Origin of the sequence: Pseudoalteromonas sp. DY56-GL79 (assembly GCF_041414765.1) — a bacterium.
GTDB lineage: Bacteria > Pseudomonadota > Gammaproteobacteria > Enterobacterales > Alteromonadaceae > Pseudoalteromonas > Pseudoalteromonas piscicida.
Map to the genome: position 1 here is coordinate 88,842 of NZ_JANHZS010000005.1, position 12,371 is coordinate 101,212.

General features: G+C 42.7%; 10 protein-coding genes. 3 read left to right on the top strand and 7 right to left on the bottom strand.

Annotated features, from left to right (window positions below; translation table 11 throughout):
- The first annotated feature begins 14 nt into the window (after positions 1 to 14).
- Complete coding sequence (gene ansA, locus NO992_RS05035; protein ID WP_349196846.1) at positions 15 to 1,025, top strand: asparaginase; 1,011 nt, start codon at positions 15 to 17, stop codon at positions 1,023 to 1,025.
- 83 nt (positions 1,026 to 1,108) lie between these two features.
- On the opposite strand, the gene gndA is transcribed toward ansA, so the two are convergent.
- The gene (gene gndA, locus NO992_RS05040; RefSeq protein WP_371374893.1) at positions 1,109 to 2,482 is read right to left on the bottom strand and encodes an NADP-dependent phosphogluconate dehydrogenase; all 1,374 of its coding nucleotides are present in this window, start codon (positions 2,480 to 2,482) and stop codon (positions 1,109 to 1,111) included.
- Positions 2,483 to 2,924: 442 nt separating this feature from the next.
- Here gndA and pyk point away from each other — a divergent pair, with 442 nt between their 5' ends.
- Positions 2,925 to 4,358: a pyruvate kinase gene (gene pyk / locus NO992_RS05045; protein WP_371374896.1), complete on the top strand. Its 1,434-nt coding sequence runs from the start codon at positions 2,925 to 2,927 to the stop codon at positions 4,356 to 4,358.
- Between the two features lie 131 nt (positions 4,359 to 4,489).
- Here pyk and NO992_RS05050 read toward each other — a convergent pair whose 3' ends face one another.
- The 6 genes from NO992_RS05050 to NO992_RS05075 all read right to left on the bottom strand — a co-directional run bounded on the left by NO992_RS05050 (position 4,490) and on the right by NO992_RS05075 (position 11,323).
- The gene (locus NO992_RS05050) at positions 4,490 to 5,314 is read right to left on the bottom strand and encodes a LytTR family DNA-binding domain-containing protein (RefSeq protein ID WP_010376983.1); all 825 of its coding nucleotides are present in this window, start codon (positions 5,312 to 5,314) and stop codon (positions 4,490 to 4,492) included.
- Positions 5,314 to 6,384 carry a sensor histidine kinase gene (locus NO992_RS05055; RefSeq protein WP_017217305.1) on the bottom strand — a complete coding sequence of 357 codons (1,071 nt, stop codon included), beginning with the start codon at positions 6,382 to 6,384 and terminating at the stop codon, positions 5,314 to 5,316. Before NO992_RS05055 ends, NO992_RS05050 begins: the two co-directional genes overlap by 1 nt.
- A gap of 173 nt (positions 6,385 to 6,557) precedes the next feature.
- Positions 6,558 to 8,114: a SulP family inorganic anion transporter gene (locus tag NO992_RS05060; RefSeq protein ID WP_010376980.1), complete on the bottom strand. Its 1,557-nt coding sequence runs from the start codon at positions 8,112 to 8,114 to the stop codon at positions 6,558 to 6,560.
- A 204-nt stretch (positions 8,115 to 8,318) separates the two neighbouring features.
- Positions 8,319 to 8,777: an Lrp/AsnC family transcriptional regulator gene (locus NO992_RS05065; protein ID WP_010376979.1), complete on the bottom strand. Its 459-nt coding sequence runs from the start codon at positions 8,775 to 8,777 to the stop codon at positions 8,319 to 8,321.
- Positions 8,778 to 8,888: 111 nt separating this feature from the next.
- Positions 8,889 to 9,530, bottom strand: coding sequence for an MBL fold metallo-hydrolase (locus NO992_RS05070; RefSeq protein WP_371374901.1), 642 nt, complete (start codon positions 9,528 to 9,530; stop codon positions 8,889 to 8,891).
- A gap of 2 nt (positions 9,531 to 9,532) precedes the next feature.
- On the bottom strand, positions 9,533 to 11,323 hold the full coding sequence (locus NO992_RS05075) for a M14 family metallopeptidase (RefSeq protein WP_371374905.1): 1,791 nt from the start codon (positions 11,321 to 11,323) through the stop codon (positions 9,533 to 9,535).
- A 123-nt stretch (positions 11,324 to 11,446) separates the two neighbouring features.
- Between NO992_RS05075 and NO992_RS05080 the strand changes: the two genes are divergently transcribed.
- Positions 11,447 to 12,280 carry an SDR family oxidoreductase gene (locus NO992_RS05080; RefSeq protein WP_371374908.1) on the top strand — a complete coding sequence of 278 codons (834 nt, stop codon included), beginning with the start codon at positions 11,447 to 11,449 and terminating at the stop codon, positions 12,278 to 12,280.
- Positions 12,281 to 12,371: the final 91 nt, after the last annotated feature.

The following is a 12,371-nucleotide window of genomic DNA, read 5'->3' on the forward strand; positions in this document are numbered from 1 at the left end:
TTCTGGGCTTTTTTATGAAAAGAAAAAAAATATATATCGCCTATACCGGTGGTACCATTGGTATGAAGCAATCCAGTCGCGGTTACGTTCCGGTTGCAGGATACCTAACAGATACGGTAAAAAATAACGCTGAGTTTACTCGCGATGAAATGCCGCTTTTTGATATTCATGAATATTGCCCGTTAATTGATTCGTCAGATATGTCACCGCATCACTGGCAACTTATCGCGGATGACATTCAATCAAAATATCACGACTACGACGGCTTTGTGGTGCTACATGGCACAGATACAATGGCCTACACTGCCTCTGCACTATCCTTCATGTTTGAGAACTTAACAAAACCTGTGATAGTGACCGGCTCTCAAATTCCGTTGTCACAACTGCGCTCTGATGGTCAAGTAAATCTATTAAACGCGATGTATTTGGCTGCCAACTACCCTATCGCCGAAGTAAGTTTGTTTTTCAACAATAAACTTTACCGCGGTAATAGAGCAATCAAAGCTCATGCTGATGGCTTCGATGCATTCGCTTCTCCAAACCTTTCGCCGCTGGCACAAGCTGGGATCAATATTCAGCTGATCGAAGGGAAGCTAAGCCCTTACGTTGAGCAAAGCTTGCAAGTCACCAAGATTTTACCTCAACCTATCGCGGTAATGCATTTGTATCCAGGGATTTCAACTGAAATCCTTAAGAACCTAATGCGTGGCGAGATGAAAGCGTTAATCTTATTGAGCTTCGGTGTTGGTAACGCGCCACAAGACGAGCATTTTTTAACTGAGCTTAAAGCAATCAGCGACCGCGGAGTGGTGATTATCAACCTCACCCAATGTATTCAAGGAAAAGTGAATATGGGCGGCTACGCGACAGGAAATGCGTTATTAAACTGTGGTGTGATCAGTGGCTACGATATGACACTAGAAGCATGCTTAACAAAGCTACACTATTTATTTAGCCAGCAGCTTGAACTTGAAACGATCCGCCATTTGATGCAAGACAATCTGCGTGGTGAGCTAACTCGATAGTGGTAAGCTAAGTAGAGCGACAACAAGCCGTGGTATCGTTACCACGGCTTTTAATCAGTTCAAAATGATCCGAACGTCGGTTATTATCTAACTTTTGCTTCGATATCGACAAGATCAGTAAGATGACAAGTTTCACCACTGTGTGTCTTTATACCGTGCTCACCAAAGTAATCACGCTGTGCTTGCACCAAGTGTCCATTGCTTGGCGTGCTCAGTGTTGCAATATAAGTTTGCGTCGCTGCAAGCACAGGGAAAGACAAACCGGTCGCCACAGCTTTACCTGTAATGCTACGTAGCGCAAGTGCTGGCTTCTCAAGTGAATCGATAAATTCAACACCTTCAGCGATATCGTCTAGGTAGTCAGCTCGGATGATACAACCTGCACGCCATGTTTGTAGTGTTTTGTTGAGATCAACTTTCCACTGGTGTGCACGCGAGGCGCCCTTAATCAATGCAAGACCTTGGCGGTAACATAGCAAGCTGGCAAAATAGAATGCGTCTTTTAATTCGTCTAAATCAACGTCAATTGTTTGCGTTGATTTATTCGCATACGTCATTTCTTTTGCAGCTGGCGTATCAATGGTATTGGTAAGATGGCGAGCTTGTACCGCAGCGACAAGTGAAGGTACGGCAATACCAAGCTCCAATGCGTTTTGCGCCGTCCAAAGACCTGTGCCTTTAGCCCCTACTTTATTGTCGATAAGGTCGACTAAAGACTCGCCTTGCTCTGTTTCTAGACTTAAAATGTGGCTAGAAATTGCAAGCAGATAACTATTTAATTTACCTTCAGACCAAGATTCAAAAATCTCTGCTACTTCTTTAGGAGAGCAACCGGTACCCAAACGAAGCAATTGATAAAGCTCCGCAATGAGCTGCATCAACGCATACTCAATACCGTTGTGCACCATTTTAACAAAGTGACCGCTGGCCGATTGCCCAACACGCGCGAAACATGATTCGTTGTTGTAGCTCGCAGCAACCTTTTCGAACCAAGGCTCGATACGCTCCCAGCCACCTTCTGACCCACTTGCCATCATTGCAGGACCATGACGTGCACCTTCGGCACCGCCAGAGATCCCCATAGTGGCAAACTCAAATTTATTCTGATACTTCAATTTACGTGCAATACCATCTTTGTAATTACTGTTACCACAGTCAACGATAATATCGTCTTTTTCAACTCCAGCTTCAACCAAATCGCTACAAACTTTATCTACTAGTTCACCTGCTGGAACGAGTAATAAAATCGAGCGAGGAGTCTCTAATCTTCTGATCATATCACCGAGATCAGACACTATGTGTAAGCGCTCCGCCATACCTAACGACTGTGCGCAACTCAATAATTCCGCACCTACTTCGGGGTTCTTGTCGTAAGCGACTAAGGTCATCCCCTTCTCAATTAGATTTAGCGCGAGGTTTTTACCCATCACACCCAAACCAACTAATGCAACCTGCATTTAGTTTCCTCCTCGGTAACATCAAAACTTTATGCGTTCGTGTATGTGCATTATACCTGAGCGACCATGATTGACCAGCGAGACACACAATTCACTGATATCATATTGGTCCCCAAAATATGACAGCTAACACAATTCACTGTATAGCAATATAGTGACAGCAGCACGAATTCACCAATTTTGTGATAAATCTCAAATAGTCCCCTAAGCTGTAAGGTAAAATATTCGCGATTGACGGCCACTGACACCGGTGTCATAATGATGACATATAGATCATATAACTTAATTCGAGTGTTAAAAAGGGTTTTGCATAATTCTTTATGCTCTAATTAGTTAAATCGTGATTTTACAATGTGACATGTGTAAAAAAACAGCAATTTTGATTTGCTTTTAACACATTCATAAGTTTTTGCTTACCTTGATAAGCTAACAGGAGAATCTGATGCTTAGACGCACAAAAATCGTCGCAACACTGGGGCCAGCGACGGATAGAGATAACAACTTAGAAAAAATCATTCGTGCCGGTACCAACGTAGTCAGACTAAACTTTTCACACGGTGTCGCTCAAGATCACAAAAATAGAGCCGAAGCCGTTCGCGAAATTGCTAAACGCTTGGGTGTAAATGTAGCGATCCTTGCAGATTTACAAGGTCCTAAAATCCGCGTTTCAACATTTAAAGAAGGCAAAGTGTTCCTAGAAGTGGGTGCAAAATTCACTCTCGACGCAAAAATGGAGCCTGGCCAAGGTCACGTTGAAGCTGTGGGTATCGACTATAAGGAATTACCGAATGACGTAAAACAAGGCGATTTACTGTTATTGAACGATGGACTTATTCAGCTTGTTGTTGAAGAAGTACAAGATCACTTGGTTCATACCAGTGTTAAAGTCGGCGGCGTATTGTCGAATAATAAAGGGATCAACCGGTTAGGCGGCGGCTTAACAGCACCTGCATTTACTGACAAAGACAAAGAAGACTTGCTCACAGCAACAGAAATTGGTGTGGACTATATCGCGGTTTCGTTCCCTCGCAGTGGTGACGACATGCGTTACGTTAGAGGGTTGGCGGAGAAAGCAGGTTCTAATGCACAGTTACTTGCAAAAATCGAACGTGCAGAAGCGGTTGAAACCGTAGAAGCGATTGACGATATCGTATTGGCTTCTGATGCGGTGATGGTTGCCCGTGGTGATTTAGGTGTAGAAATTGGCGATGCAGCGCTTGTTGGTAAACAGAAGCAAATTATCAGCCGTGCTCGCTCACTAAACCGTACGGTGATCACTGCTACCCAAATGATGGAGTCAATGATTGACAACCCAATGCCAACTCGTGCTGAAGTTATGGATGTCGCAAACGCAGTGCTTGATGGCACAGATGCGGTAATGCTTTCAGCGGAAACCGCAGCTGGTGATTACCCAGAACAAACGGTCGCGGCAATGGCACGTGTGTGTCTAGGTGCTGAATCTCAACCACAGATCCATATCTCTAAACACCGTTTAGACAGCCGTTTTGCTGATACCTGTGAAACTATCGCCTTGTCAGCAATGTACGCAGCAAACCATTTAGATTCAGTAAAGGCGATTGTCGCACTAACTGAATCGGGTAATACCGCAAAATTGATGTCTCGTATCAGTTCTGGATTGCCTATTTACGCACTGTCTCGCCATCAATCAACGCTTGGGCAGGCATCACTCTATCGTGGTGTTTATCCGGTAAGATTTGACTCGACGCAATGCTCAGATGATTCAACCGTTCGTGAAGCGCTTGATACGCTAGTAGCTGCAGGCTCATTGGAAAAAGGCGACACAGTGATCATCACACACGGTGATAAGATGGAAACTATCGGCGCCAGTAACACGCTGAAAATCGTCACAGTGTAAAAGTGTTGAACTAGGTAGCCTTGCTGCCTAGTTCATCTTTCCTTAGAAGACTCTAAAGTGTACAAGCACATAAAATACACTACGTCACCGTAGGCTAAACACGGTGCAAATCACTTTAGCTCGCTATCGTATCAGCTTGCGAGTGCGGCCTTTACTTTATCACGGTAACTACGGCTGACTTTAAGCTCTTGACCATTCTCAAGTACCAATAAATATTCGCCACTGCTTTGCGTGACCAGTTTACTGATCTGCTTAGTGTTAACAATTGCAGAGCGATGTACGCGCACAAATAATGTTGGATCTAACTCTTGTTCTAGATCTTTCATTGTTTTACGTAAAATATGAGTCTGACCATCGCTACAGTGTAAGCACATGTAGTCACCGGCTGCATCAATCCACTGAATTGACGATGTAGATACTCGAATGATTTCACCCTGCTCTTTTACCGCGAGCGACTCAGGGAATTTTTTATCTTCAATTGTATCTCCTGTTGCAAGTTTTTTAAGGATTTCTTCACAGTTATTACCAGTGATCCCTGCAACAAAGCTGGCTAGCTTTTTCTTATGCGCATTGTCTTGTTGTGTTTTTAAATAGCTTTGCACTTTCTCCACCGCCTGTTTTAATCTGTTGTCATCAACGGGTTTTAAGATGTAATCCAGCGCATGGATCTCAAATGCCTTTACAGCATATTGATCGAACGCGGTTACAAATACGATAGCAGGCAATGGTTTAACACTTTCACTTAACGCTCTCGCTACTTCAAAACCGTTCATGTTCGGCATTTGAATATCGAGAAAGACCAGATCTATGTCCTCTGATTTGCATAGATCGATTGCTTGTTGACCACTGCCACACAATTCTACAACTTCGATTTCAGAAAAATCTCTTAACCTTACCGCTAGCCCTTTTCTCGCTAGCGGCTCGTCATCTACGATTAGTGTTCTAATTTTGCTCATTACTTCTTCGCCCTTTCATATGGAACGCGAATGTTTACCTTCAAACCAGTTGGCTCATTATCCGATAGCACAAATGAATAGTTGTTTTCGTACAAGGTTTTTAAACGGTCTTTGGTATTCGCTAAACCCACTCCCTGTGCACTTTTCAGTTGCCCATCTTCCAGTTCCGCGCCAGGACCATTGTCTCCTACTTCCAAGAGTAGTTCATTAGCAAACACCTGCGCTTTTATTTCAATTTTGCCGCCATGCTCCATATGGGCAATTGCGTATTTAATGCTATTTTCAATGAGTGGTTGTAGGATCAAGCTTGGTACTAGTGCCTGTTCGGCTTCTTCTGTCACATCAAGCTCAATAGATAAGCGCTCATCAAAGCGCACCTTCTCAATTTCTAAGTACAGCTTTAACGCATGTAGTTCTTGCTCAAGCGGTACCTTTTTTATTGGATCTGTGTTCAATGTATGGCGCAAGAAATCACTGAGCCTTGAGACCATTTGATTCGCATCTTTGTTTTCTTCAACCAATATAAGCGTTGAAATTGCATTAAGCGTATTGAATAGAAAATGCGGATTCAATTGATATCTCAGCATTTTCAATTGCGCTTCATGGGCCATAGTATTGGCTTTCAAAGCTTTTTGGCGCTCACTCTGTAGCAACTGGTAATACTTAATACCAAAGTACAGCCCACTCCAACAGAGTATGATATAGACAGAGTCTAGTCCCTGCTGTAAGTAATAAAACCACTCATCCGGTCGATATCCGTGGCGATATATTTCCCAATGATTAAACTTCTGAACGACCGCCCATAGTGTTCCAGTTACATATGACGCCGTAAACACAACGAATATCAGCACCAACGGTGTTGCATTCCAAATTTTACGATAGAGGTATCGTAGCGGTACGGTCATCAAGCAACCTGCATAGGCATTTAATGCGATGACAAACACATAAATATCGCGCATTTCAAAGACTTTTGAGCCAATATAGTTAACTAGCGCGTAGCCCAGCCAACCGGCTATTTGTAATACCCAGAAAAATCTCTGCCTGTTATCAACCAGTGATTGCCACTTCAAAATGATTATACCTCTTCTATCTTAACTGGATTATATCTCAGCATGTCGTCTCTATTCACTGCTGGTGGTCTCAGTTTTTACACACCTTGCCGCAAATAAAAAAGGCACCTTAGTGCCTTTTTTTAAAATAAATTAACCAGTTAATTTATATTCATCTATTCAAACTGTCGCTCTTAAGCAAGCTTGTCAGATGCCACTTTATAAGTAGGATCTGCTTGGCCGTCTAGCTCAACGAGATCTTTAGCTTTACTTAGCAATACTTTACAGTCTTGGCTTAAGTGGCGAAGATGCAGCGTTTTACCAGCCTTTTTATAACGTTCAGCTAACGCATCTATCGCTTCAATTGCACTGTGGTCAGCAACACGGCTATGTTTAAATTCAACAATGATATCATCAGGGTCATTGTTAACATCAAACAGCTCAGCAAAGTTTTTCACCGACCCAAAAAACAGAGGTCCGTGTAATTCATATACCTTGGAGCCTTGCTCATCAATATAATTATTGGTGTAAATATGTTTCGCATGCTCCCACGCGAATACGAGTGCCGAAACAATGACACCAACGCAAACTGCGATGGCCAAATCCGTAATCACTGTAACCCCCGACACCAAGACGATTACAAATGCATCTGATTTAGGGATCTTTCTTATTAATCTAAAACTTGACCATTCAAAAGTCCCTAATACCACCATAAACATTACACCAACTAACGCCGCAAGCGGGATCATCTCGATAAGGCTTGCCGCAAACAGAATAAATACAAGTAGTAATAATGCCGCTGTGATACCTGACAAACGGCTACGTCCACCAGAATTAATATTGATCATTGATTGCCCAATCATCGCACAGCCACCCATCGCACCAAACACACCACAAGTAACGTTAGCCGCACCTTGACCAATACATTCTCGGTTACTGTGACCACGTGTTTCGGTGATTTCGTCGATTAACGTGAGCGTTAGTAGAGATTCAATCAAACCAATAGCTGCTAGGATAAGTGCGTATGGGAAGATGATTTTAAATGTTTCAAATGTCCATGGCACTTCTGGGATATGGAAAGCAGGAAAACCACCAGCTATCGTTGCATCTACGTTACCTGACATATCTTTCAGATAATCAAGCACATTACGAGCATCTAAATCTAAACCAATAACAATACCGGTTACCACTAAAATCGCCGCTAGACTCGAAGGCACGGCGGTTGTTAGCTTTGGTAAAAAGTGAATAATGGCCATAGTCAATGCTACCAAGCCAGCCATAATATATAGCGCCTCACCTTGCATCCACGTAAGATTCCCCTGTTCGTCTAGTACTTTGAATTGTCCAAGCTGGGCGAGGAAGATAACGATAGCTAAGCCATTTACAAAGCCTAGCATTACAGGATGCGGTACCATACGTATAAACTTGCCGAGCTTAAATATACCCGCGAGTATTTGTAAGAGGCCCATGAGTAATACGGTTGCAAAGAGATATTCTACGCCATGCTCAACAACAAGGCTCACCATTACCACGGCAAGAGCCCCTGTTGCACCCGAGATCATACCCGGCCTACCACCAAAGATTGAAGTCACAAGACCGACAATAAATGCTGCATATAAACCGACTAATGGGTCTACTTGTGCAACAAAAGCGAAAGCCACAGCCTCAGGCACAAGTGCCAAAGCGACCGTAAGCCCAGACAGTACATCGTTTTTAGCAGAGCTAGGCGCTTTGCTGATAAGATTAAACATCAATATCCTCTGGTGTGAATTGACTATGAACACAAAGGCCGCGGATTTTAGCAAAAAGCAGCGCCTTTAACAAATAAGATACAAGCTTGTATCGCACACTCGTTTGCAATACATAGCTCAATAAAGCGGTTTATATTGTAGTATAGAACAATGGTGAAAAGATGACGGGAAGCCCTACCCAACGAAGCAGGGCAACAAATTGTATTAAAGTGGTAAGGAAGTGCTGCGCTTAACGCAAGTCATTGTAACGTTTGAGTGTACTTCCTGGACGAATTCTAAATTAAGTAAGTTATCACGAACAAATTGCTCATAGCCTTCAATTCCTTTCGAAATGATACGTAGCATAAAGTCCATGGTGCCTGCCATAGAGTAGCACTCTGTCACTTCGTCATAACTTAAGATCAATTTTTCAAACTCGGCAAGGTTATTGCGGCCATGGTTTGAAAGCCTAACATGCGCATAAACTAACATATCAAATCCGAGTTTCTTCTCATCCAGCAATGCAACTTTGCCTTTGATGTAACCGTCTTGCTCTAATTTAGCGATGCGACGCCAACAAGGTGACTGAGATAGTCCCACTTTATCAGCGATTTCAGCGGTAGAAAGACTTGCGTCTTGCTGTAACAATGCCAGTATCTGGCGATCTACTTGGTTCAATGACATATCTATTCTAGTTTAATTAGCACATCAGTCTATTAACCGATGCTGATTGTTATTCCCTGAAGCATAGCAAATTAAAAAATGCATACCACTACTATGCCACTTCCACTATATTTAACCAAATCGGCCACTCATAAAAGGATTTGTCGCCTTTTCGAAGCCAATTGAGGTATTTTCACCATGGCCCGAATGCACCACGACCTCATCAGGCAAAGTAAACAGTTTATCTTGTATAGACTGTTTTAGTTGAGCTGCATCGCCTTTTGGAAAGTCAGTACGACCAACAGACCCTTTAAACAACACATCTCCTACTAAAACCTGTTTTGAGTGTGGTTCATAAAATACCACGTGCCCTGGAGTATGCCCTGGACAATGTCTGACTTCGAGAGCTAAGTTTCCCACCTTAACCTTATCACCATCATTTAACCACTTTGATGGTAAAAAAGCAGCATGATTAGGAAAACCAAACATTTGTGATTGCATTGGCAAGGCTTCCAACCAAAATTGGTCGCCCTGATGAGGCCCAATAATCTCGATATTAAAATGTTCACTTAATTCTGTACTTGCCCCCACATGATCAAGGTGCGCATGGGTAAGCAAGATCATGCTTGGCACTAACCCCTGAGTGTCCAACTGCGCGATAATTTTTTCCGCTTCACCACCTGGATCTACAATTGCAGTGGCTTGTGTTTCTGGACACACGATAACACGACAATTTTGCATAAACGGGGTAACTGGAATTGTGAACACTTGCATGGTTAGTTCGCTCCAAACGACATCAAAACAGGATATTTAAGATACGCATTATCATAAAACGGAGTTCTTGCATAAAGCCACTCCATCCTCGCTTTTGGATCGTTTGCAAATTGCTTGTCTTCACGTATTTTTTTATCGAAGGCTAGCGCCATTGCTGGATTTTGTTTTAGCATTTTTCGCGCAAAAGGTTCAAGTGCATAATTTTCAACATATTCTGTACGTTGGAAAATAGTATTGAACTCCCCCCAAGCAAAAAATGAGTCTGGCGCCTCTGGATGTAGCAAGTGAGTCACCAGCTCTCCAGATTTTTGTGCCGTTGCTACTTTATACCACCCACTGAGATCGACCTTATCTGAGAGCTCCTTAATGTCAAAAGTCGCATTTACTCTAAAGCGCCCTTCAAAAGGAGCCGTATCGAACTTGTAGTCTTTTACTGTAGCTTGGTTTACTTTTTCCACTACCGTTCCATCCGGCAGTGTAGAAACGGTTATTCCATGCAGTTTTAATTTTTCGATCACTTCCGGATATGCAGGTGGAATGTAAAACTGCTCAGGTACATTCACCGTTGTTTTTACTTCCTTCTGCCAATAAATTGGCAGCTTCTCATAGTTTTGTGGCTCGCCTAAGTACTTAGCTTCCAAATGACCAGACAATGCACTTTCAAACTGCTTGTATTGGATGCCTTTAAATTGAATAAAGTCAGGCTCTTTTGCATAGCTGCGTTCAACAACCAATTGTTTAGGTGTGAATTCAGCCTCTTTTTGAACCGCTTCTCGTAATACCTGAATATTGCTTGAAAGGCCACTGATAACGCCATCCATAAACACATAGGTGCCCAGTACACGCTGCTTATAGGGTTTCAATGAGTGATTCTCTACAAGTATGGTAGGCAGCCCCTTTAAATCTCCCCAACCATTTGAAAATCTTGGCGTTGCCACCCAACCAGCTAGCCCTTTTTTAAAATCTCGTTTATCCATCACAAATACAAGCGGACCTGGAATATGCCCTTGAGCGGCAAGCGCAGCATTAATTTGTGGCGAAATCTGATTTTCTAACACCTCAGCTATTGCCGGTGACTCACTTGCAAAAGTTGGGTTAAAACCATAAGTGACATCGTATTGGTAGTCTGCGCCATCCGTTACATGAACATCGATGTACAGATCCGGATTATATTCATTAATCACCTGCATGACCGCCTTAACTCCTGGCGTATCCAATTTAGTGTAATCACGATTCAGATTTAAGTTATTGGCATTGGTTCTAAAGCCCATAACAGTCGGGCCGCGTTGATTTATACGGTTAAACTCGCTGCGCCTTTCATGCCCATCGACGTTGAGAATAGGGATAAAGAGTAAATTCACTTTCGTCAAGATATCACGGCGCTTACCGGTTGCAACATCGCGAAGCAACATAAACATGGCATCTTTGCCGTCAATTTCTCCGGCATGAATACCAGCTTGTACTAAAATGGTTGGCTTACCATTATTAATAACATTTGACTTGTCACCGCCCTGCTCCGTTGCAACAATCATCTTAATCGCGCGATTACTATTGCTAAATCCGATCGTCTCTAGCTTAAATTGGGTCGGATTAGCAGCCACTAGGCGGTCAACAAATGCCATCGTATCGGCGTAATTAGGAGAATCTATCGCACCACTTAGTTCAAAATCAGTCGTTAATGGGCCTTGTTGTTGTAATAGTTGTTCACTTTTGCCCTGCCACTCTATCAAAGGTGGTAAATGACCGCTCATACCTAGCATTGCAGTAAGCATAATAATGCTGGAACTCATCATATTTATCTATTCCTCTGCTTTTATCTGCCAATTATATCAATATTTTAGATATCGGCTTACAATGTGCGGTGATTCAACAAAAATTTGCAGTTAATCGCAGATAACCATAACTTTAGGGATCAAATGAGCGTACAAAAATCAATTTTAATCACAGGTTGTTCTAGCGGGATTGGTTATTACTGCGCTGTGCAATTGTCAAAAGCAGGATATCAAGTTATTGCTTCGGTTAGAAATGCAAAAGACTTGAATAAATTTGAAGGCACAGACATTCAATGTATTTTGCTCGACTTAGCGTGCGAGCAAAGTATAAATGATGGCTTTAACCAAGCTTTGACAATCGCAAATGGTCAGCTAGACGCGTTGTTCAATAACGGTGCCTACGGCCAACCTGGTGCGGTAGAAGACTTGCCTACAGAGGTGTTACGGCAACAATTTGAAGTTAATTTTTTTGGCTGGCATACGCTCACCTGTCTCGCAGTTGAGCAAATGCGTAAGCAAGGCGCAGGCCGCATTATTCATAACTCATCCGTACTTGGGTTAGTTGCACTGCCATATCGCGGCGCCTATAACGCGAGTAAATTTGCACTTGAAGGACTTACCGACACCTTACGCATGGAGCTTTCAGATAGCAATATTCAAGTTAGCCTAATAGAGCCAGGTCCAATCGTGTCTAAATTTAGAGAAAACGCGAAACACGCCTTTTTAGCGAATATCGATCACGAAAATAGTGTACATCACAAAGCATATCAGGCGCAGCTTAACCGCTTAGGTTCAGAAGAAGCACCGCAAAAATTTACTTTAGAGCCAGAAGCTGTTTATAAAGTGCTGCAACACGCACTGAGTGCGAAGACTGCAAAGGCGAGATATTACGTTACGTTTCCGACCTATTTGATGGGATACTTAAAACGAATATTGAGCAGTAAGATGCTGGATAAAATCTTAATAAAAAACCGCTAGTGCCAATGTTAGCGTTGATAACGAGTATAAAACTAAAAAAGGAGCCTAAGGCTCCTTTTCAATACCAGGTTTAGTCCTAAGACTAATTCTA

Coding starts and splice junctions, on each gene's coding strand:
- NO992_RS05070 (WP_371374901.1), bottom strand. CDS start 9,530: ATGCAAGTGTTCACAATTCCAGTTACCCCGTTTATGCAAAATTGTCGT.
- pyk (WP_371374896.1), top strand. CDS start 2,925: ATGCTTAGACGCACAAAAATCGTCGCAACACTGGGGCCAGCGACGGAT.
- NO992_RS05075 (WP_371374905.1), bottom strand. CDS start 11,323: ATGATGAGTTCCAGCATTATTATGCTTACTGCAATGCTAGGTATGAGC.
- NO992_RS05080 (WP_371374908.1), top strand. CDS start 11,447: ATGAGCGTACAAAAATCAATTTTAATCACAGGTTGTTCTAGCGGGATT.
- ansA (WP_349196846.1), top strand. CDS start 15: ATGAAAAGAAAAAAAATATATATCGCCTATACCGGTGGTACCATTGGT.
- NO992_RS05065 (WP_010376979.1), bottom strand. CDS start 8,777: ATGTCATTGAACCAAGTAGATCGCCAGATACTGGCATTGTTACAGCAA.
- NO992_RS05050 (WP_010376983.1), bottom strand. CDS start 5,314: ATGAGCAAAATTAGAACACTAATCGTAGATGACGAGCCGCTAGCGAGA.
- gndA (WP_371374893.1), bottom strand. CDS start 2,482: ATGCAGGTTGCATTAGTTGGTTTGGGTGTGATGGGTAAAAACCTCGCG.
- NO992_RS05060 (WP_010376980.1), bottom strand. CDS start 8,114: ATGTTTAATCTTATCAGCAAAGCGCCTAGCTCTGCTAAAAACGATGTA.